This window comes from Undibacterium umbellatum, from assembly GCF_014284125.1.
Taxonomy (GTDB): Bacteria; Pseudomonadota; Gammaproteobacteria; order Burkholderiales; family Burkholderiaceae_D; genus Undibacterium; species Undibacterium umbellatum.
This window is the reverse complement of record NZ_JACOFX010000024.1, coordinates 15,559-39,741: the sequence shown is the minus strand read 5'-3', so window position 1 is coordinate 39,741 and position 24,183 is coordinate 15,559. Positions and strand designations below refer to the sequence as shown.

Annotated in this window: 7 protein-coding genes (1 of these 7 only partly in view); 3 read left to right on the top strand and 4 right to left on the bottom strand. The window is 48.4% G+C overall.

The window, feature by feature from the left end:
• Positions 1–76 precede the first annotated feature (76 nt).
• Positions 77–2,689 carry an InlB B-repeat-containing protein gene (locus H8L47_RS26355; RefSeq protein WP_186956812.1) on the top strand — a complete coding sequence of 871 codons (2,613 nt, stop codon included), beginning with the start codon at positions 77–79 and terminating at the stop codon, positions 2,687–2,689.
• Positions 2,690–3,149: 460 nt separating this feature from the next.
• Complete coding sequence (locus H8L47_RS26350; protein WP_186956811.1) at positions 3,150–3,395, top strand: hypothetical protein; 246 nt, start codon at positions 3,150–3,152, stop codon at positions 3,393–3,395.
• Between the two features lie 215 nt (positions 3,396–3,610).
• Here the strand turns inward: H8L47_RS26350 and H8L47_RS26345 are convergent, their stop codons facing one another.
• The 4 genes from H8L47_RS26345 to H8L47_RS26330 form a co-directional block, all read right to left on the bottom strand.
• Positions 3,611–4,765 (bottom strand): AAA family ATPase, encoded by a 1,155-nt coding sequence (locus tag H8L47_RS26345; protein ID WP_186956810.1) that lies wholly within the window; start codon positions 4,763–4,765, stop codon positions 3,611–3,613.
• Positions 4,758–5,258, bottom strand: coding sequence for a hypothetical protein (locus H8L47_RS26340; protein ID WP_186956809.1), 501 nt, complete (start codon positions 5,256–5,258; stop codon positions 4,758–4,760). Before H8L47_RS26340 ends, H8L47_RS26345 begins: the two co-directional genes overlap by 8 nt.
• A gap of 2 nt (positions 5,259–5,260) precedes the next feature.
• On the bottom strand, positions 5,261–6,163 hold the full coding sequence (locus H8L47_RS26335) for an RNA ligase family protein (protein WP_186956808.1): 903 nt from the start codon (positions 6,161–6,163) through the stop codon (positions 5,261–5,263).
• Between the two features lie 559 nt (positions 6,164–6,722).
• Complete coding sequence (locus H8L47_RS26330; protein ID WP_186956807.1) at positions 6,723–8,168, bottom strand: ISKra4 family transposase; 1,446 nt, start codon at positions 8,166–8,168, stop codon at positions 6,723–6,725.
• Between the two features lie 426 nt (positions 8,169–8,594).
• Between H8L47_RS26330 and H8L47_RS26325 the strand changes: the two genes are divergently transcribed.
• A protein-coding gene (locus H8L47_RS26325; protein ID WP_186956806.1) for a DUF4214 domain-containing protein crosses the window boundary here: on the top strand, positions 8,595–24,183 show its 5' portion. The gene runs 13,415 nt beyond the window's last position; 15,589 of the gene's 29,004 nt are visible here — the first part of the coding sequence; the start codon lies at positions 8,595–8,597; the stop codon falls past the right edge of the window.

Sequence of the window (24,183 nt, the reverse complement as noted above, 5' to 3'; positions counted from 1 at the left end):
ATCGGTAATACTGCCCAGTCCCATCTATTTCTGCGGCAACGCGACTTGCCCACTTACTGCAAAAGGAGAAGCGAATATGCGTAACTTGATACAGAACATGTGCAGGTATATTGTTTTTTTAGGGGTAATTGCTTTGCCGTCGGTGGTAATCGCGGCCCCAAAAACACCTACTGGTCCCGCTCCTGGATCCCAGAGCGGGCCTGGTCCGTCTCTCTCATCAAATTCGGTCACCCTGAAGTGGAACAGTATTCCAACGACCACCTATTACAACGTCGGTGTCCGCGATATCACATCGAATCAGTTGGTGGTGAGCACGACATCAACGTCTCCAAGTTACACTGCAAATCTCCAAACCGGACGGCAATATCGTTGGAATGTGGCTGCATGCAATGCCAGCGGCTGCTCGGCCTATACCAATCTGTTGTATTTTCAGACACCAGCCCCTCCGACACCAACCTATTCGGTCACCGTCACAAAGGTAGGAACCGGAACAATAACGGGTTCTGGTATCAATTGTGGCTCAACCTGCACCACATCGGCTAATTCAGGCTCTAATATCGTACTCAATGCGGTAGCTGGAACAGGATACACATTCTCGGGTTGGAGCGGAATTCCAGATTGCGCAACAAGTGTGGCCTGCAATTTCTCATTAAACGGTAGCAAAGCAATCACTGCGAAGTTTGTGCAGCAACAGGTCGTGGAATATCCACTTACCGTATCCACGACCGGTAGTGGCGTTGTAACTGGCTCAGGCATCAGCTGCGGTACCAAATGCAGCGGCAGCTTTAAGTCAGGCACGGTCGTTGTCTTAACGGCGACTCCTAACGCTGGGTTTGCTTTCGCTGGCTGGAGTGGAAGTGCTGGATGCTCTGGCACCCAGGCCTGCAGCGTAACCCTGTCAGCTGCAAAAGCAGTTACAGCAACTTTCACTGCGATAGTGCCTGTCTACCAGCTGACGGTCAGCAAAAGCGGCAACGGTTCTGTCAATGGAAGTGGTATCAACTGCGGTGCAGTCTGCAGCACTTCGATCAAGTCAGGGACGGCTGTCACTTTGTTGGCTGAACCAACATCTGATTCTGTGTTTGCCGGTTGGACCGGAATTACCGGCTGTAGCGATAAGCCATCGTGCACTGTTGTAATGACAGACTCAAAATCAATTGTTGCGAACTTCACCCAGAAAATCATCAATTACTCAGTAAGCGTGACCAAAACGGGCAATGGCACCGTTAGCGGAACTGGGATTAACTGCGGTAGCTCTTGCAGTAGTACGCAGCCCAAAGGCACCTCAATTACACTGAAGGCCGCTGCGAGTCCAGGAAGCATTTTCTTGCAATGGTCTGGTGACTGCTCTGGCAGTTCAGATACCTGCACGCTGTCATTACAAGGCAATAAGTCCACACAAGCCTTATTTGCACCCATTATCGACAACTCACGCGTGCGCATGTCAACTACAACAAGGCACGTTGGGGTACACATGTGGTTGTACAACAAGAGTGAGGAACAAATCCGAACCTCAATTAGAGCGCTAAAAGCAGGAATGTTTTCCGATGCAAATGCTCCTACGTTTAAGGCAAGGGATGGAAAGATCGCGCAGTTTTCGGTCCAACTGGAGGTGAGTCTCAATTCCTATGCCAAAGATAAATCTGAACTCTTCTGGAAAAAATTGACGCAAGCAGTCAACATACTTTATTCGGAGGGTATAGTTACCCACCTGATGATCAGCAGCCATAAACTGCCCGACCAGATAGACGTCACTTCCAACCATTTGACTGATCCAAAAGATCAATGGCTGATTAGAGACTGGACAGCCAGGCAATGGATGAACCACACGGATTTTGTTCCATACATGCCCTGTAAATCGCGTAGCATCGCTGGCGAGGTCTGTACCTACGACGAAATCTTTGAAAACTTCCATAAACCTGTCATTGAACGCTTGGTCCAGGAAAAAATAGCAGACCGCCTGGCCGTTATCTATATTCTGAATGAATTTGACTATCAGAAAAAGGATGACCTTGAGGCTGGCCCCAACCAAAGTCCTTGGACAAACGTTCGATGTGGTGGGCAATCCAATAAGGAAATCTGTAGGGCCGAAGCTATCGCCTACACTACACGGCGTGCCATAGAGATAGCCTCAAAGGCTGCAGCTCAAAAGGTCCCCGTTGGTATAAAGCTGCCATGGTTTACACCTCAACAGAAAATTTCGGCCTTTAATCCTATTACGGCAGGTGGGACCGTATCAGACCAACTGTCCTATTTGCTTCGCGAAGTACTTGAACCAAATAAAGCAGTGCTTGGTTACGATTGCTATTCCCCTTGGAAATCGTGGCGCAATGAAATGTACTGCAAATCAGATTATGAAAGAATTAAGGCAGTACTTCCCGAGAGAAGATTGCAGGATTCGTTACAAAACGGACGATTCGAACTTTCGGAATATGCTGCCTATTGTGCGGGTTCACCCAATAATTTTACGTATGGACAAAGGACAACATCTTCAGAAATGGAATCGTTCGTTAATAATTTTCCGCTGGCATCTGGATTTAACTTGTTCGCCTTTAACGCCTCTGGAAGTCCCGACGGTTGTTATGCACTTGCGAATCCTGATAATTTGGCTATCTATCCTGGAGCGCTAAGATCGGGATCAACGATTCCAGGACTAGGCAAACAATTTGAATCTGTTCTAGGACGCTGACATCCACTTACAGATTGTCTATGGCGCCTCCCTTGTTGCGCCGGCCTTAAATCTAAGCCAGCGCAACATTTCTGCAATGTGACGCACTTTGCGAAGTAAAACCGAATCAAAAGGGCATGGATGGTACGCAATGAAGGGATGTTTATCTGTTTTAGACAAATATATTGGCCTGAACTGGAAAGAAAATCATGGGATTATTTTCAAATTTGTTCGGTGAAACTGTCGTATGCCCTGATTGTGCGGGTAGTGGCATTAAAACTGTAGATGGAGGAGAGTATGGGGCGGATTATGAACGTAACTGTGGGCGTTGTGGCGGCGATGGACAACCCACCATTAAACAGGTATCCGCTGGCTTTTTAAGCATCTATACGCGATCAGTTCCAAACCCTGGCAGAAAAGGATCTGGGCGAGTGAAAAAAACGTAGTGGTAGCGTGTTCCAGTTCAAAGAAAAGTGCAACCATGAAAGTTGCAAGTATAGCGTTGGTGCTAGATTCATTCGAATTACCACTGGCGATTCCGGCTGAGACGTTGCCCATGCGGTCTGATACCTTCCACACGCCGTTGCCAGCTTTCCCGAAAGGCCTGACCAATCTACACTGGCAGTCGCATTTATCAATGTTCAATTCGCAACTAGCAATGTTCGTCACAAATGTTAAAACGAGGGCGAACCACTCCCTGTTTTTTACCCACAACACTGCTGTTTAGTTGGAGATCCCTCTAGCCCGAATGTTACACAGACCCGGCGACGGTCAGAATCAATGGCAATACTATCTGACTGTAATTCGTAGCCTGGGCCAAGCTGGTAGATGCGTTGCATGAGGATGTCAGGCAACGTGTGCTTGATGTAAGGCATGAGCTGTAGAAGCGCGGTTTGCATTCTTGACCTGTGATCGTTTAGCTGTAGCAAACAACCTGCCATCCTAATTTTGGAAGGATCTAGTTTCGTAGATAACATTGTGAGCTTCAATTGGCGTTGGGATCTCCCACCTCAGAACCATAGCTTCAAGTCTCTTGTTGGTCAAAGTAGAGTCCCGTTTGCTATTTCGCTTCAACAATTCGGTACGGGATTGCTCAAGGTAGACTAGGTTCACTTCCGCACCGTATGCATAAAGCAAGTTAAGCGTTTTGTCACGCATCTGTTGTGATAAATGTGTCGCATTCCAAACAAAAGGGGCATGATCTCGAAGCAATACTTTTGCCCGATCTATTGCATGGTGCGCTACCACTCCCTCAGCCTTGCCATGCCTTAGTCCAAGTTCTTCCCGACTATCGTCAAATGAAACAACGGGCAAGTTCTTTCGATTGAGTTCAACCCATGTGTTTTTTCCTGAAGCAGGAAGTCCACACATGACAGTAACTTTAGAACCTGGCTCCTGAAAAAGAGGGTAGTGTGGATGAACATCCGCCCCCCGAAAATAACTAAGCCTAGTGTGTGCATCTACAAACGAGTAGGGACGATCGAAGCAGTTTTCGTCGCGAGCAATCTCTCTAAATAGCTCGATATTATCAATCACACCTTGCTTATCCGGGCATATCCTTCCACGCATGTCTGCTTCCGCCAGTAGTGCGAGTAGGCGCACGTCGAGCTCCCAAGACAGTTTACGCACAAGAAATTCTGGCGTTTTCCCCGATCGCGAACCCTCAAGGGCAAAAAACGGCACCTGATGTACGGCAATTAATCTACAAATAGCTTCTCGTATTTCAAACGGCGCCCCCAGATCCCATAATGAAATTCTGGCGTCTACGGCACCTCTCCGAGAATGGCCTGGTTGACTAATACGCCCAGAGTCAGGGTCAATGACGGTCGTACTGTATTTAGCAATATCGTGTAGTAGAGCTGCCAGGAAGACGGTGATCTGATTTTCACGGCCGAGCATCTGATATTGCGGTAATGACAGGAGTTCCTCAACTACCATCACCGTATGTGTGAATACGTCACCTTCTCCATGATACCGGGCATCTTGCGGAGTCAATTTAGCATATTCCAACGCAGGAAACGCATCAAGGCATGCCTGATAGTCCGGAGTCTTTCCATTAATAGGGCAAAGCGCTTGTATGTCAGTCCATTTATTCATCATTCTCTCCATAGTAACGTCCGAAGATTTCCCCGTTAAATTCATATCTTTCATCGTCCTCTGAATATTCAGGGGGCAACATCAATTTAAGAAATCCACCTTTTTCCAATGCTCTTCGCGCACCTGCATCCTGTTGAAGCGGTCCCCAGGACCTGTAACCAGACGGCCATACGCGATTACCCCATTTGTCAAAACGTATGTCGCCCGAAAAACCTGGGGGCAGAACGGGCAATACGATTCCTGCAGCGACTCGCACCTGCTCCACCGAAATTTCTGTTGTCTCGCATTTCCAGTGGTGCGCGTTACAGACGCCGGCTCCGTTGTCAAGGTAATAGCCACCATCCTCAAACAACTTTCGCTCCAGAACGTGATGCGGGTCTTGGGCCTGGGCGGAACAAAAAACACAAACTCCTTTGCTACGGCGTAGCACCTGGATGCTGAACTCCTCGCGACTGAGCAACGTAGCCAGGCCTGATCCTATTTTCCTCTTCATTGTCAAGACTCCTTTCGCTTGTCATTAAAGTCTGCTAGTTCAGCAATTTCTTTATGCGAACTCAGGGTCTTAAGTCCTAACGACTGCCATGTCACGGCAGGTTCTGGAGCGTACAAGTCAACGCCAGCGGCAAGTTGATTCGGAAGGACAGGGCGTCGGGAGTGATGTGAGCCTGAATCAAGTATCGTTTGAATGAAGTCATGACGCACTAATTTATATCTTGCCAGTACTTTCTCTTCGTCCTCTATCTTTAAATAGAGGCCTTCTGAACGTATTGATTTATCTGTTTGTTTCCAACACAAATCAATGGGCAAACCTTCTCTCAGGACAGTATCTTCAAAAACTTGCTCCCAGCAGGAAGATTTAGCCAAGGACGCTCGTACCAACTTCCACAATAGAGAGGAACTAGTAGGCATTGGCCCTTCGTACAGCACCGGTACCGGAAGTATGGGAGATCCTGTGAGCATTTCGTGCCGACGGCTGGTGGATAAAAAGCAACCAGCATGTCGGTCGTAAATATCGAACTCATTGAAAAAGTGTGGGAGCCTGTCGTAAAAAACCGAGTGCTTACTGTAAGCCCATTCGCCAAACATCACATAGCGGTCCTCAAGCAAATCAATGAAACGAGTTTCATGAGCACTTGCCCAGGGTTTCAGCAGATTAAACTGTCTCTCACTTCCGCCTCCGACGAGGTAGTGACCACGGCTCTGCAATAACAAATCGCCACTGCCACTAAACGAAATTGCAGAATTTGCTCCATCGATTTTTTCTTCGATGACGACGTGCATTCCCTTTAGAGCTGACAGCGGCACTTGTCCAGATGCATCGTCCCCGTCCTGCAAACGCGAACCTTCCAAATGAGGGGTACGGGGGTATTTAAATAGTTGAATTGATTGTAAAAACATCGTCGTTCACTTCTGCGTTCACCGCAAAAGGTTCATATAGGTCAAAAAAGACCGACGACGAGTTAAGACATATCAGTTACACCAGACAATTCTGGTGCAGCTGCAATGTGTGCGGAAAGCGGATTATGCAGAACGCAAATCCACGAGCTTGTGCCGCTTCCTCTTTAGCGCAAGTGCACTTTGAGGTTGCTGAAAACAGTCGTCAGTATTAGCAGTAAATGACGTTGAGGCGGGGCACTTTTAGCTCCAATATTAGAAAGGGTTAAGACTACGCGAGGATTATAGGTCAAGTTATCTGTAGCGACAAGCTACAAAAATTAATTACCTCCGGCAAAGCAGGAGGCCTATTGCCATGGAGCCTCAACGGCGCTGGTAACCCATAGCTTATGGTAACCCCATCATAATTTTTCAAAAATAGGCTTCCGCAGCATTTCACCTACCGTAAATCTTGAATGACTCGCATTGTCTTGCTACCCCTCCAAGAACATACCGACGAATACCGAAAAATGACGGTTCGAAGTCTCCAACTGCGGGAGAGCAGCCAAAACCGGAGGCAGCTTTATGCCACCCGTTTCGACTGTTCATCGCACGTTCCCTTACCTGTAAATCGACGTGGTATCGGGTTGTCTCTCATCTTAAGTTCACCGTTCAACGCGGCCACACGAACCTGCACTAGAAGGTGCGCACCTTCATCTGTCCATCGCATTTGACGCTTCTTCGCGCATCGCAAACTAACAACTTCGTTGACTGCCGATTCGGCAATACTGCTGCTGATGGGCATGCCTCGTCGGTAACGCCATCCATAGTTGACCAGGTATTTACTATTCGAATCCAAGTACCAATATGTTCCACGAAGGTTCCACCACAAAGCGTTGTAAGCTGGATTTTCCAGCGCGAGCTCAAACATGTCATGTATGCTCTTGATTCGTTCGACCGCTTCGGATCCTTTACCGTGCCACGTAAGCCATTTCGCCGAGGCGATTTCGTCTTTGATTGGTCGTCCGTTGGGGGCTAAAAGTTCCGGGAATTTCTGCGCTGACTGCTCGATTGCCCGAAATTTCATTGCAATATGAAACCAATCCAAGAGACGTTTTAGTGGTCTCACGGAACCTTCTACTGCCTTCTCAAATTCCGCCGCACCATCAGAGACGATTGTGATCTTCTCATCGTTGCCAACCATTTGTTCGGATAGAAAATGGTCCAGCCTGGTGGCGGCCGAGGTGACCTCTTTATTGACGTATCCATAGACGCGTGATGTACCATCGTCGCGTACCGCACGACCAGCGATGATGTTGACGTGTCGTCCGGTTGGCGGGGGGCGCTTTGAAGGGAAATACTCTGCAAGCTTGGCGTCGTCTTGTTGTTGGCGCGATGGGCGTTGCCGCAGCCACGCAGAGTCAACAGCAATGGCAGTTATCTTCAGTTTCTTCGTGCGGCACGATGGGTATTGGCGCTCACCCCGAATGGCACTTTCCACTTTGTCATCGAGTTCCTGTCCGACAGCACGTACACGATTTTTTACACCTGAAGTTGAAATCGCCTGATCGAGCGGAAGTATTTCTTTCAGTAATTTAGTGGCGGCTGCATAGGGAAGATGCGCCGCCCACTTTACCTGGAGGTATTCCAGTTCAGGACTCATGCGAAACGGTATGGCTTGCGCAAGCGGGCTATACGATGCAGCTCCCTTTGACTGTTTGCATGTGCACCGCCGCAATTGCGGGCTGTCGATCGTCACTTTTCCATAGACTGTTTTGTACTGAATGGTGCGCATTGTCTTGATGGACAGCTCTGCGTGACAATAAGGGCATTGCCTAGACGCCTCTATGAATGTATGTGTTTGCGCATTGACCAAAGCATGTTGCACGTCATGCATCAAATCACGTCCTTCTGATAAATTCAGGCCGAGCTGCTTTAGATCACCATCGCCCCTTTCAATATCGGCCAATGAAACCACCTTCTCGCTTCCTGTGCTGGACACAATACGTGCTTCAATGATCATGCGCATGGCAACCTCCATATTTGTTCGCATGCAACAAATTCTACCGCCAATTTTACCTAATCACTTGCCTCCACTTTTGGCTGCTCTCCACTACGGCATATACGTATTCTTTTGTTATCAATAGCATATCATGCCTGCCATCTTATGCATTGTCCCGACGCCCTCCCAATTACTACTTAATGTCAATTGTGCATTATTGGAAGCATTTTCTATAAAAATTAACGCCAAATATTATTAGCACTATTTCTGGCTTTTAATTAATGATTGGTATGTATTTAGTCTAATTATGGAATTAAATACGGATCTTTAAATTATTTTCGATTTCACCTAAACAAATTCTGAAATGTTTGGACTATTGCGTATGAAAGCGACATGCAATGAGGCACTTGTTGTCGCAAAGAATAATTGGCACGAATTTAAAAGGTAAAACACATGGTCACGATCGTTAGCGGAAATGGTACTGGTTTAGTGCAAGCTTCTTTGGCGCAATTGGGAGGTCGCGGCAACTTAGACCAATCGTCTTCAGGCAAGACAGGCGAAAAAACATATGTCAACGTTGCGACCGGCAACGTGGTGATACAAGACAACGATGCCGTTCTGGTAGGTCGTGGCGACGATGTTTCTTTATTGCGTACCTATAACAGTCAGGGCAAAATGTCCGACGACAACGGTGACGCCTGGTGGATCAACGGCTATCGCCGCATTACCAACCTCACCGGCACATTAAATACTGTAGGTAGTGAGGTCCAGCGCGTAGGGCAAGACGGCAGCGTCAGTAGCTTTGTTTACGACGCGACCAGGCAGCTGTATGTAGGCGCCCCTGGCAACGCTGAGTTCGACACTCTCAGCAGTGATGGTACGACCTGGAAGTGGACAGACACAGTCAGCCACCAAACAGAAACCTACCAAGGTGGCAATGGCACCTGGAAGTTGGCCACAGCCAGCGACACCAGCGGCAATATCACCACCTACAGTTACAACGGCGACCTGCTGTCCAAGATCACCACCGCCAATGGCGAATCGGTAGAATTTATCTACACAGGCAACAACCTGAGCCAGGAACGCATTGTCGCCGCCGATGGCAAAGTCACCAGCAACACCCGCTACACCTACGATACCCAGAACCGCCTGAGCCAGGTCCTGCTCGACCTGAGCCCGGAAGACAGCAGTATTACCGATGGTAAAGTCTACATCACCAGCTACACCTATGTGGGAACTGGCAATCTCATCGACAGCATCACCCAGACCGATGGCAGCTACCAGAAATTTACCTACGTTACCGTAGATGGCGAAGCCCGCGTTGCCAGCATCACCGATGCCTACAACAAGGTGACCAAATTCGACTACGACACCGTCAACCGCCAAACCAAAGTCACCGACGCCTTTGGCAATGTCACCGTCTACACCCTCACCGCAGACAAACGCTTCGACAGCATCACCGCACCCGCAGCCAACGGCCAGACCCAAACCCTGCGCTACGGCTATGATGCCTACGGCAATATCGCCAGTTTGACAGATGCGCAAGGCAATGCAACCAGCTACACCTACGACACTGCCGGTCACCTGCTGACCAAGACAGATGCCGCCGGTAACCGCACAGACAACACCTACGACGCCAATGGCGACCTCATCCTCAGCACCCTGACCCCGGCAGCAGGTGCCAACCAGTCCACAGGCTCACAAAGCACCCGCTTCGTCTACGGCCTGCCCGGCCAGTTACGCTTCCAGATCAGTACTACTGGCACAGTCAGCGAACAACGCTATGACAGCGCAGGCCAAAAGACAGCCGACATCCACTACACCAACGCCAGCTACCCCGTAGCCGGACTAGAAACGAACGACCCACTGACACTGGGCCAACTGCAAAGCTGGAGCACCTCCCAGGTCCAAAGCAACACCACCCGCAGCGACTACAGCTACAACACCCGTGGCCAGCTCAGCACCACCACCACCTATGCCAAGATCAATGCTGATGGCACAGGCGTAGCTGACGGCAAAGAAAGCATCACCCGTTTCACCTATGATGTCGCAGGCAACCTGTTGATGACGGTTGATGCGCTCAATAACCAGACCAGCTACACCTACGACGGTCTGGGCCGCCAGACCAGCACCACCGATGCACTGCAAAAGACCAGCTTTACCGAATACGACGACGCCAACCACAAAATCGTCCAGCACAATGCCAGTGGCCGCATCGACACCCAAGTCTACGACAACCAGGGTCACTTGCTTAGCAGCACCCTCGGTGGAGAACTCACCACCAGCTACGGTTATGATGCCCTGGGCCGCTTGGTCTACGCCAAAGACCCGACAGGGGTAGAACAACTGCACATCTACGATGCCGCAGGCAACCTCCAGGCCGATGTCAATGGCAAAGGCGAAGTTACCCAATACATCTACAATGTTCTGGGCCAAAAAGTCCAGACCATTGCCCGTGCCAATGCACTGACAGATGTCCAGTTCCAGCAACTCAAAGGCCAGGTAGTCCAGACGGGCAATGCCTCCGCACCGACCAACGTCAGCGTCATTCCTGTGACCGCCAGCGCCAGCGACATGATCGTCCGTACCCTGTACGACAAACTGGGACGAGTAGCCAAGACCATCAGCCCGCTGGGTGAAGTCACCGAACTGCAATACAACGCTGCAGGCAAGCTCGTTGCCACGATACAGCGCGCCAACACCCTTAATCCGTCCAGCGTAGGCGTTAATGCGACGGCAGAAGAGGTACAGGTAACAGCAGACGCTATCAAAGACCGCAGCAGCTACCGCTACTACGACCAGGACCAGAAATTAATTGGTACGGTGGATGCAGAAGGTGGGATTGTTGAGTATCGCTATGACAGCGCAGGGCGTCAGACCACAACCATCGCCTATGCGACGCAGAACAAGAATGCGCAGGTCAGCAGCTTGCTGAGCGGGCTCATCACCCAAAATCCGTCCCAGGATGCAATCAGCTATAACTTCTATGATGCTGAGAACCGTGTAACCGCCACGGTCAATTCAGAGGGGTATGCGATCGACTATCAGTATGACGCAAGTAGTCATGTGATCCAAAAGACGAACTACTCAGTAAAGTTGACGTCTGTCAATTCATCACAAACCTGGGAAAGTATTCGCCCTCAAAATGATCCCAACAGGCAAACCTTACAGCAGTTCTTTGACAGTTTGGGGCGTCTGAGTACAAGCAAATTTAATATTGGGAATGCTTTCGGCATTAATCAAACTAAGATTGTACAAAATGTGTACGACACAAAGACCGGACTATTATCGTATACAGTTCAGGACGCTAACAGACCTAATTTAAGACGTGCTTCAAATACTGCTTACGACCAGTACGGTCGAGTTATTGGCACGCTGGCGGGCAATGGTAGCGAAATACTGTTTACTAACTCCGACCCTGCAATAATTGACCAGTCTTGGAAAGACTATGGGATTGCCTATACCTACGATGGGGCCAATCGCCGCACGAGCAGTATCGATCAGAACGGCCATCGGACTCTGTATTACTATGACCAGGCAGGACATCTGACCTTTACCGTCAATGCAATGGGCGAAGTGACAGAACAGCGCTATAACCATCTTGGACAACTGACAGATACGATTCAATATGCAAACCGTGTGACAGGTTTGAGTACACTGAATGGTGGCTTGCAGACAGCAGAATTCAATCAAAAAATCCAGGCAATCGCTAATCCTGCTGACGACATCAGAACCAGTAACACCTACGATCTGGATGGCCGTTTGCTTGCAGTGACAGATCCAAATAATCAGCTTACCCGTTACACCTACGATCAGTTCGGCCAACAGATCAAAATCACCGATGCCAAACAAATTGATACCGAACTGCATTACGACAAACGTGGTCTAGTAACAGACACCATTCATGATGCGGCAAACCTGCATCAAACTGTGCATACAGACTACGATGCGTTTGGCCGAGCCTGGCGCACCGTAGATGCGATGGGCAATGTCACGCACCAGAAATTGGATAAGCTGGGTCAGGTTGTGGAAGTGAAGGATGTAGCGAGTGGAAGTTCTACAAGAACAACCTATGATGCGTTCAGTCGGATTTTGACGAAAATTGATGCAAAGGGCGCAGTTACTCAATTTTGGTATTCGTGGGGGCCGCAAGGAGCACCCGTAGTCACCACGTCTGCTGAGGGACTTGTATCATCAGAGGGTTTTCTTCGTACTGGTGAAAAATCATCTCAAAATAAAGCAGACGGCCCATATTTGAGCTACGTATACGATAAAGATGGTAATGAAATCACTAAATACAATGGATCGTATTTCACAAATAAGACTTTTGATAAGTCTGATCGCCTAATTCTAAGTACCGATGAAAACGGCAATAAAACGACTTACACATACGACGATGTTAACCGCTTGCTGAGTAAAACCTTGGAAATAGCGAATGGTCAGCCGTTGGTTACCACCTATAAATATGATGCACTTGGTCGCCAGATTGAAACTACTGATCCAGAAAATAAAACCACCAGGTTGGTGTACGACCACAACGGCCAATTATTGCAAACTATCGTTGATCCAAATGGCTTAAATTTAGTCACAGAATATAGTTACGACGAAACTGGCAAAACTCTAAAGATCACCCAAAAGGATCGTGACAATGTCGTCAAGTCAATGCAAACCTATGCTTATGATTCTCTAGGCCGCCGCATAACCGAATCCCAGGATGGTGGACTGACTGTCAGTCGCAAATATCAATATGATGCCAACAACAATGTTATCAGCGTTACTGATGCACAAGCTCATGTTACCCACTTTGCGTATGACAGCCAGAATCGGCAAATACTCGGTATTGATGTCTCAGGAAGTGTAACCAGCACAGTATATGATTTAAATGGGCGTATTTCCCAGATACGTCACTATGCCACGGCGATTGACGTAACAACTATTGGTAGTGCGGCTGACAGCGCGACTTTACTTGCCTTGATTCCGCCTTCAAGCACTAATGATCAAGTATCTTATCGATATTATGATAAGGATGGTCGCATGACCTTCGAGGTAAGTGCACTTGGAGAAGTCATTTCTCATGCATACGATGGAGCAGGCCGTATTGTACGTAACACACAGTTTGCGACCAAAATTACGCTTCCGCCGCCTGTAGATTTTAGTTTGAGCCTTGTTCCTGTCAATGTACTCGATCTTGTCGATTCCTATTCCTACGATGTCACCGGGCGTCTTGGTTTCAAAATTAGTATAGATGGAAGTGTTACTGGATATACGTACGATAAAGCAGGAAATCTGACTGCGACGACTATCTTTACTAACAAGATAAGTGTCAATGATGTGACTGTTGGTACCAAGGCTGATGTTGTTACTTTTTTTATGCAAAACAAAAAAAGTGCAACAGATCGTATTGAGCGCCGTGCTTATGACGAGGCTAATCGTCTTATTTATATTGTCGATGCAAAAGGTAATGTTACACAAAATATCTACGAAGGCTTGCACCTCAAGCAAACAGTGCAATATGCCAATGTCATCAATATCAGTAATAGTGATCTTGCCAGTATTAAAAATGCTATCAAAGTCGACGTTGTCAAAGATAAGCTGGTCAGTTATATTTTTGATCAAGTAGGAAATTTGTCTGGCAGTCTTGTAACTTCTGGCAATGGAGACGCTAAAACGTATGATAAAAATGGCACTCTCTTAAGCTTCAAAGATAGTTCAGGAAATACTACTCTTTATAACTATGACATTGAAGGTCGTTTGCTTTCGTCTACGGATACACAAGGTAAAACTGAAAGCTACATATATAACGTCCAGGGTCAAAAAACCAGTTACACCAATAAAAATGGAGATACTTGGAGCTATATTTACGACGCAGCAGGTGCGCTCCTGAAAGTAATCAGTACTTTATCAAATGGAGTAAGTAATACTTTTGATTATGGTGCTTACAGGAGTGGTCACCAAAACCTGTCTTTGGTCAATACAGGTAAAGGCAAGAATGGAGAGATAACATCAGTTGATCTGGCAACAGGGAACCTTGTGTTGCGAGATGCGGATGCCTTATTGTCAGGTCTTGGTGATGATGTGTCGATATTGAGATCGTACAACAGCCAAGGCCGCCTGAGTGACGACAATGGAGATGCATGGTGGCTCAATGGATACCGTTGTGTAGCAGCGTTGACTGGAGATCTGAATAAAGCCGGCAGTTCTGTGTATAGAGTCGGCCAGGATGGCACTGTCGTCAAATATAATTACGACCTTAACCGTCAATTGTATGTGGCAGCTCAGGGCAGCGGCAGCTTCGATACACTGAGCAGTGACGGTAGTAGCTGGACCTGGAAACAGGCGGGGAGCCAACGGACTGAAACCTATCAGGGCGATAATGGCTATACTTGGAAACTCGCGATAGCGTGCGATTTGAATGGGCTGAAGACCACATATACCTACAGCGGTGATTTATTGTCCAGGATTACCAACGCCAATGGGGAAGCTGTAGAGTTTATTTATACAGACAACAACCTTACGCAAGAACGAATTGTTGCTGCCGATGGCAAAGTCACCAGCAACACCAATTACCGCTACGATGCGCAGAATCGCCTGAATCAGGTATTGCTCGACTTGAGTCCTGATGATGCCAGCATCGCAGATGGTAAAGTCTATGCGACAACCTATACCTATGTTGGTGGAGGTAATCTCCTCGAAAGTATCACCCAGACCGACGGCAGCTACCAAAAATTCAGCTACGTCACAGTCAATGGCGAATCCCGTATTGCCAGCATCACCGATGTCTATAACAATGTCACTAAATTCGATTACGACACAGTCAATCGCCAGACCACAGTCACCGATGCCTTTGGCAATGTCAGCACCTATATCACCAATGCTGACAAGCGCTTTGACACCGTTATTGCGCCCGCAGCCAATGGCCAGACAGCGACCACCCGCTACACCTATGATGCTGCAGGTAACTTAGCCAGCATCACAGATGCCCAAAACAATGTCACGAGTTTTACCTATGATGCATCTGGCAATCTGCTGACCAAAACAGACGCCCAGGGTAATCGTGTAGAAAATACCTACAACGGTAACAATGACCTGCTCACCAGCACCCTGTATAGCGCACTGACAGCAGATGGAAAACAATTGAGTGGTCCGCAGACAACACGCTACGTCTATGACGCACAACACAATCTGCGCTTCCAGATCAACGCTACCGGCAACGTTATTGAACAGCGCTTTGACAGCAATGGCCAAAAAATAACCGAAGTTCACTTTACCAATGTCAAATACGGTAATGGCTTGCTCAGCCCCAGCCTTGATCAGATGCAAAACTGGAGCAGCTCTCAAGCACAAGATATTACTACTCGCAAGGACTATGGTTACAACAGCCGCGGGCAAGTCAACAGTATTACCACCTATGGAAAAATCGGCAGCGATGGGCAAGGCATTAAAGATGGTACAGAAAGTATTACGCAATACAGCTATGATGTCAGCGGTAAGCTCCTGTTCAGCATAGATGGCAAGAACAACCAGACGAGCTTTACCTACGATGGTCTGGGGCGCGTATTGAGCACCACTGATGCACTGCAAAAGACCAGCTATACTGAATATGATGATGCCAATCACAAAGTTATTCTACATAACGCCAGCGGCCGTATCGACACTCAGTTGTTTGACAGCCGCGGGCATTTACTGAGCAGCAGTCTAGGTGGGGAGCTGACGACAGAATACCGCTATGATGCACTTGGTCGCCAGGTATATTCCAGAGACCCAAGTGGCGTAGAGCAACTGCACATCTATGACCCCGCAGGTAATATCCAGGCAGATATTAACGGACAAGGCGAAGTCACCCAATATGTCTATAACAACCTGGGTCAAAAAATCCAGACCATTGCCCGTGCCAATGCCCTGACGTCCAGTCAGTTCCAACAGATCAAAGCGCAGTTAGTGCAAGAAGGTGTGGCGAGTACAGCAGCCGCCATCGTCAACAATATCCCAGTCACTGCCAGCGGTAGCGACATGATCAGCCGCACCTTGTACGACAGTCTTGGTCGTATAGGTAAATCTATCAGTCCGCTCGGCGAAGTGACGGATTTCCAATATAACGCTGCGGGCAAACTAGTTGCTACCATCCAGCGAGCTAACACCCTTAATCCGTCTACGATAAGCATTGATGATAAAGCTCAGGATGTAGCAGTCGCTGCTGACGCGGTCAATGACCGTATCAGCTATTGTTACTACGATCAGGATCAGAAACTCATAGGAAAGGCTGATGCAGAAGGTGGCATTGTTGGATACCTTTATGATAATGCTGATCGCCTTAGAGTAGTAGTCGCTTATGCAGCAAAAAACCAGAATGCCAAGGTAGACAGTAAATTTTCGAGCCTGATCACTACGAATAGTAGTAAAGACGTAGTAGATTTTTATTTTTATGATGCCAGTGATCGTGTTATCGCTTACATAGACCCGCAAGGAACACCGACAGAATTTAAATATGACTTGGCAGGGAATATAACGCAAAAGACTACCTATAACGGCGATCTCTCGGGAGGCTATAATTTATCAGGTACCTGGGATCAAATACGTCCGCAGTATATCGACCCATCTAGACAAACCGTTAAGCAAACTTTTGATAAGTTAGGACGGCTGGAAACTACTGAGACGTTTGTTGGTGAATATAGGAATGATAATTTCACCACAAAAACCAAAAACATTTTTGATAGTCAAACAGGTCTGTTGATTTCAAGCGGCATCGTTGATAGCCGCGCTGCTTTGCGCCGTACTCAAGACACCGCTTATGACAAATTTGGAAGAGTTGTTGCGACGGTGAAAGGAAATGGTAGTGAGCTGTTGCGCAATACGACTGATCCAGTGACGATCAGCCAGATTTGGAAAGATTATGGCACTGCTTATACCTACGATGCCGGTAATCGCCGTACCAGCAGCAAAGATCAAAATGGTCGCCGTACGCTGTATTATTATGACAATGCAGGACATCTGACCTTCACCGTCAATGCATTGGGTGAGGTAACGGAACAGCGTTACAACCATTTGGGACAATTGACTGATAATGTCCAGTATGCGACACGTCTGACAGGCTTGAGTGGGCTCTCAGGTGGATTGCAAACAGCTGACTTCACGCAAAAAATCCAGGCGATCGCTGATCAGACGAATGACATTCGCAGCAGTTATAGCTATGACCTCGATGGTCGTGTGATCACCATGACCGATGCGAATCGTCAGATCACGACATATACCTATAATCAATTTGGTGAACAAGTCAAAATTACCGACGCCAAGCACGTCGATACTGAATTGCGCTACGACAAACGCGGTGCCGTAACAGACACCATACGTGATACGGCCAACCTGCATCAGGCAGTACGCACTGACTATGATGCTTTTGCCCGCGCCTGGCGTACAGTTGATGCCATGGGCAATGTGACGCAGCAGCAGTTTGACCGTTTAGGCCGTGTTGTTGAAGTCAAGGATATGGCAACTGGTAGTGCTACCACTTCAAAATACGATGCATTTGGCAGAATTTTTACACAAACGGATGCACGCGGGGTTCTTACAAGCTATTGGTATTTAGATTCAAGGAATGGTGATAAGACAGCTATCGTTTCAGTAGCTTTCCAAGTTCGTGGACAAATCTATATAAATCGTGTCGGCGATATCCAAAGGCATGATTATTCGGAGGCGAATAGTGACTTCATGACTTATGATTATGACGGTAATTTACTTACCTATAATCGTACGGTAGTCAATGGAATCAGTACAATTGCAAACACCTACGACAAGTCTGATCGTTTGACGCAAAGCACAGACGAAAACGGCAACGTCACAACATATGCTTACGATGATGCTAATCGCCTGACCAGCAAAACCCTGGCCATGGCGGGCGGTCAAACCCTGGTCACCAGCTACAAATATGATGCTTTCGGCCGCCAGGTTGAAATCACCGATGCCGATAACAAAGTCACCAAACTGGTCTATGACCACAAAGGCCAACTGCTGCAAAGCATTGTTGACCCAGATGGTTTGCATCTTGTAACCGAATACAGCTACGACGAGGCGGGCAAAACTCTCAAAGTTACGCAGAGGGGTAATGGCAAGGATGCTTCATTGGTACAAAGCTATACCTATGATGCTTTGGGCCGCCGCATTAGCGAGTCATCAGATGATGGCATCACCACAAGCCGCAAATACGCTTATGATGCCAACAACAATGTCATTAGCGTGACAGACACCAATGGCAACCTTACCCACTACGCATATGATAGCCAGAATCGTCAGATAATCAGTATTGATGCTGCCGGTGGTGTGACTACCACCGCCTACGATCCTGATGGTCGTATCAGCCAGTTGCATCGTTATGCTGTCGCTATTGATACAACTAGTATCGGTGTTGCTGCTGACAAAGCGGCCTTGAATGCCTTGATTCCAGCAGCCAGCGCGAATGATCAAATCTTCTATCGTTATTATGACAATGATGGGCATTTGGCGGTTGAAGTGAATGCGCTTGGTGATGCAACAAGCTATGCCTATGATACGGAAGGTCATGTTGTTCGCACTATTCAGTATGCGACTAAAGTCACCGTGCCACCGATGGCGGCATTGAGTACCGCAACATTGCCAATCGCGGTTCAGGATAAAGTCGAGTCTTATGCTTATGAACCAACTGGCCGCCTGGGCTTTAAGATCGCTGCGGATGGTGCCGTAACTGGGTATGCATACGACAAAGTCGGTAATCTGACAGCTACCACAAGCTATGCTAATCACATCAATGTCCAAAGTGTGGCTCTAGGTGCGAGGGCTGACGCTGTTCTCAGTTTGATGAATAGCAAAAAGAGCGTTTTGGATCACACTGAACGTCGTGCGTATGATGAAGCTAATCGTCTGGTCTACACTGTAGATGCGCAAGGTTTGGTTACTCAAAATATCTATGATGGCCTGCATCTCAAGCAAACAGTGCTATATGCTAACGCCATTAGCGTTTCTGACAGCAATTATTCGACCATTAAAAATGGCATTAGTGCGGATGGAAGCAAAGACAAATTGACCAGCTATGTTTACGACAAAGCTGGTCGTCTAATAAGCGTTACTGACTATCAAGGGAAAGCCGAAAGTTACACTTACAATAGCCTGGGTCAAAAGATTAGTTATACCGATAAAAATGGCGTTGTCATTACTTATGCCTATGATAAAGCAGGTAATTTGCTTGCCCATAGTTTAAGTAATACTGATGCTCAAGGTAAGACAGAAACATACACATACAATAACCTGGGTCAAACGATTGGCTACGCCACAAAAGTTGGAGCAGTTTATTCAGCATACACTTACGATACGTTGAGTAATGTATTAACACAAACGACTGGAAAAATTGATGCGCAGGGAAATATTGAAAGTAAGACCTACGACAAAAATAATCAGTTATTAAGTACAACGGATAAATCCGGCAATGTGAGCAATTACGACAATGCAGGTCGTTTACAAACCATTGTTGACACCCAAGGTAAAACTGAAACTTATACCTATAATGCAGTTGGTCAAATAGCCAATGTCACAAATAAGCAAGGCGAAGTTTCTACATACAATTACGATAGCGCTGGTACGCTCAAGACCATTACTGCTGTAACTGCAAATGGCACTGTCGTCATTTTCGATGACAGTGTTTATGCGGCCAGCCAGCAAAATCTGTCCCTGCTAAATATAGCAGCAGGCAAGAATGGTGAGATAGCAGCAGTTAATCTGGCGACAGGTAATCTGGTGTTGCGAGATGCAGATGCTTTGCTGTCTGGACTTGGAAATGATACATCGATATTGAGGACGTACAACAGCCAAGGCAAGCTGAGTGACGACAATAGAGATGCGTGGTGGCTCAATGGTTATCGCCGTGTAGCGGCACTAAATGGAGAGTTGAACAAAGCCGGTAGTTCCGTCTATCGTGCTGGCCAGGATGCCAGCGTTGTCAAATACACTTATGACAGCACCCGCCAACTCTATGTCGCAACGCAAGGCAGCGGCAGCTTCGACACTCTCAGCAGTGATGGTACGACCTGGACGTGGACAGACACAGTGAGCCACCAGACAGAAACCTACCAGGGCAACAATGGCACGTGGAAGCTGGCCACAGCCAGCGACACCAGCGGCAATGTCACCAGCTATACCTACAACGGCGACCTGCTGTCCAAGATCACCAACGCCAATGGCGAAGCAGTAGAATTTATCTACACAGGCAACAACCTGAGCCAGGAACGCATTGTCGCCGCCGATGGCAAAGTCACCAGCAACACCCGCTACACCTACGATACCCAGAACCGCCTGAGCCAGGTCCTGCTCGACCTGAGCCCGGAAGACAGCAGTATTACCGATGGTAAAGTCTACATCACCAGCTACACCTATGTGGGAACTGGCAATCTCATCGACAGCATCACCCAGACCGATGGCAGCTACCAGAAATTTACCTACGTTACCGTAGATGGCGAAGCCCGCGTTGCCAGCATCACCGATGCCTACAACAAGGTGACCAAATTCGACTACGACACCGTCAACCGCCAAACCAAAGTCACCGACGCCTTTGGCAATGTCACCGTCTACACCCTCACCGCAGACAAACGCTTCGACAGCATCACCGCACCCGCAGCCAACGGCCAGACCCAAACCCTGCGCTACGGCTATGATGCCTACGGCAATATCGCCAGTTTGACAGATGCGCAAGGCAATGCAACCAGCTACACCTACGACACTGCCGGTCACCTGCTGACCAAGACAGATGCCGCCGGTAACCGCACAGACAACACCTACGACGCCAATGGCGACCTCATCCTCAGCACCCTGACCCCGGCAGCAGGTGCCAACCAGTCCACAGGCTCACAAAGCACCCGCTTCGTCTACGGCCTGCCCGGCCAGTTACGCTTCCAGATCAGTACTACTGGCACAGTCAGCGAACAACGCTATGACAGCGCAGGCCAAAAGACAGCCGACATCCACTACACCAACGCCAGCTACCCCGTAGCCGGACTAGAAACGAACGACCCACTGACACTGGGCCAACTGCAAAGCTGGAGCACCTCCCAGGTCCAAAGCAACACCACCCGCAGCGACTACAGCTACAACACCCGTGGCCAGCTCAGCACCACCACCACCTATGCCAAGATCAATGCTGATGGCACAGGCGTAGCTGACGGCAAAGAAAGCATCACCCGTTTCACCTATGATGTCGCAGGCAACCTGTTGATGACGGTTGATGCGCTCAATAACCAGACCAGCTACACCTACGACGGTCTGGGCCGCCAGACCAGCACCACCGATGCACTGCAAAAGACCAGCTTTACCGAATACGACGACGCCAACCACAAAATCGTCCAGCACAATGCCAGTGGCCGCATCGACACCCAAGTCTACGACAACCAGGGTCACTTGCTTAGCAGCACCCTCGGTGGAGAACTCACCACCAGCTACGGTTATGATGCCCTGGGCCGCTTGGTCTACGCCAAAGACCCGACAGGGGTAGAACAACTGCACATCTACGATGCCGCAGGCAACCTCCAGGCCGATGTCAATGGCAAAGGCGAAGTTACCCAATACATCTACAATGTTCTGGGCCAACGCGTCCAGACCATTGCCCGTGCCAATGCACTGACAGATGTCCAGTTCCAGCAACTCAAAGGCCAGGTAGTCCAGACTGGCAATGTATCAGCGCCCGCCAACGTCAGCGTCATTCCTGTCACCGCCAGCGCCAGCGACATGATCGTCCGCACCCTGTACGACAACCTGGGAAGAGTCGCCAAGACCATCAGCCCGCTGGGTGAAGTCACCGAACTGCAATACAACGCCGCAGGCAAACTGGTTGCCACGATACAGCGCGCCAACACCCTCAATCCGTCCAGCGTAGGCGTCAATGCGACAGCACAAGACGTACAAGTCGCAGCAGACAGCAAAGACCGCAGTAGCTACCGCTACTATGACCAGGACCAGAAGTTAATTGGCACGGTGGATGCAGAAGGCGGGATAGTTGAATACCGCTACGACAGCGCAGGTCGTCAAACAGTGACGATAGCTTATGCGACGCAGAACAAGAATGCACAAGTCAACAGCTTGCTGAGCGGGCTCATCACCCAAAATCCGTCTCAGGATGCGGTCAGCTACAACTTCTACAATGCAGAGAACCAGTTGATCGGGTCTGCCAATGCAGAAGGCTATGCAACTGAATACCACTACAATTTGAGTGGACAACTGACGCAGACGACACGCTACAGCAATAAGGTAAGCAATGTAAGCACAAATGCTCCATGGGAAACCATAAGACCGATCGCAGATGCAACAGCGGACTTGATCACGCAACAAACTTATGATGCTCTTGGTCGTACCAAAAATACCATTGCTGCCAATGGCTCAATAACTACTTCATTTTATGACGACAACACTGGCTTACTCGTTCGACAAAAACTTAATCTTGGTACTGCGCAAAGCAGATTCGTAAACCTGAAGTATGATCAATATGGACGGGTAATTGGCGAGATGTCCAGTATCGGTGGCTGGCAGCTCAATACTGGAGCAATTTCTGAGGCGACTGCCTGGCAAAATTATGGTGTCAGCCACACCTACGACTCCGCCAACCGCCGCACCAGTAGCACAGATCAGAACGGTCATCGCAGCCTGTTTTACTACGATCAGGCGGGTCATTTAACACATACCATTAATGCTCTCGGTGAAGTTAAAGAAAGTCGTTATAATCATCTGGGGCAACTGACCGATACCATTACATATGGTACTCGTCTGACGAATGTTAGTAGTTTGACTGGCGGTTTGGCTCCCTCATCGCTGATCCAAAGTCTTGCCGCCATCGCGAATAACCAGCTCGATAGTGCCCAGCATCTGAACTATGATCTGGACGGCCGCGTGGAGAGCATGACAGATGCTAACGGCAGCGTCACCTATTACAGTTATGACCAATTTGGTGAGCGCACCAGTATCACCAGTGCCATCACTGATACTGAAAACCTGATCACTAAAACCAGTTACAACAAGCTTGGTCAGGTTACCGAAACAACTCAGGATGCCAACGGCATCAAGCAAATAGTTCATACTGACTATGATGCCTTTGGCCGGGCCTATCGCACTGTCGATGCCAACGGAAATGTAACGACTCAAATATTTGATCGTCTGGGACGCGCAGTGGAAGTCACCGATCAGGCAAGTGGCCACAGCAATAAAACGAGCTATAACGCTTTCAATCAAACATTGACGTTGACTGATGCCAAAGGCAATGTCTCTACGTATTCCTATAAAAACACTGCACTCCTTTCTGAGACGAAGCAGACCAGTGCTGAAGGAAGTATCGTCTTAACGACGACCAATTCGTATGGTCAAGTGATCGCATCGACCGATGGCAAAGGTAATACAACTTCCATTGTCTATGACAGAGATGGCAATCTAAAGTTTAAAAGTACGTCCGATGGTAAAAATAACTTCTCCACGTTAAACGTCTACGATAACGCCGGCTTACTCAAAGAAAGCACAGACGCCAACGGCAACAAAACCACCTACACCTACGACGACGCCAACCGCCTGACCAGTAAAACCCTGACCATCGCAGGCAGTGCACCTCTGGTGACCAAGTACGCCTACGATGCCAAAGGCCAGCAAATCGAGATCACTGACCCGAACAAGGTCAAAACCAAACTCGAATACGACCTCAAAGGCCAGTTGATCAAACAAACCGTTGATCCTGATGGCTTGAAACTGGTCACCGAGTACGATTACGACAAACGCGGCAAAACCCTCAAAGTCACGCAAAAGGGCGAAACGCAAGACCTGGTACAACGCTATGTCTTCGACAAACTGGGCCGTCGCATAGAAGAATATACCGGCACCACACTGACCCGCAGCTACCAGTACGACGCCAACAACAATGTCATCAGCACAACCGATGCCCTCAACAAAGTCACCCGCTTCGCCTATGACAGCGAAGACCGCCAGGTACTGGTGCTGGATGCTGCCGGTGGCATGCAACGCACAGTCTATGATGAAAACGGCCGTGTCAAAT

What these genes read in the sequence shown, in the direction of transcription:
- H8L47_RS26330 (WP_186956807.1), bottom strand. Translation starts at nt 8,168, where the DNA reads ATGCGCATGATCATTGAAGCACGTATTGTGTCCAGCACAGGAAGCGAG.
- H8L47_RS26340 (WP_186956809.1), bottom strand. Translation starts at nt 5,258, where the DNA reads ATGAAGAGGAAAATAGGATCAGGCCTGGCTACGTTGCTCAGTCGCGAG.
- H8L47_RS26345 (WP_186956810.1), bottom strand. Translation starts at nt 4,765, where the DNA reads ATGAATAAATGGACTGACATACAAGCGCTTTGCCCTATTAATGGAAAG.
- H8L47_RS26355 (WP_186956812.1), top strand. Translation starts at nt 77, where the DNA reads ATGCGTAACTTGATACAGAACATGTGCAGGTATATTGTTTTTTTAGGG.
- H8L47_RS26335 (WP_186956808.1), bottom strand. Translation starts at nt 6,163, where the DNA reads ATGTTTTTACAATCAATTCAACTATTTAAATACCCCCGTACCCCTCAT.
- H8L47_RS26350 (WP_186956811.1), top strand. Translation starts at nt 3,150, where the DNA reads ATGAAAGTTGCAAGTATAGCGTTGGTGCTAGATTCATTCGAATTACCA.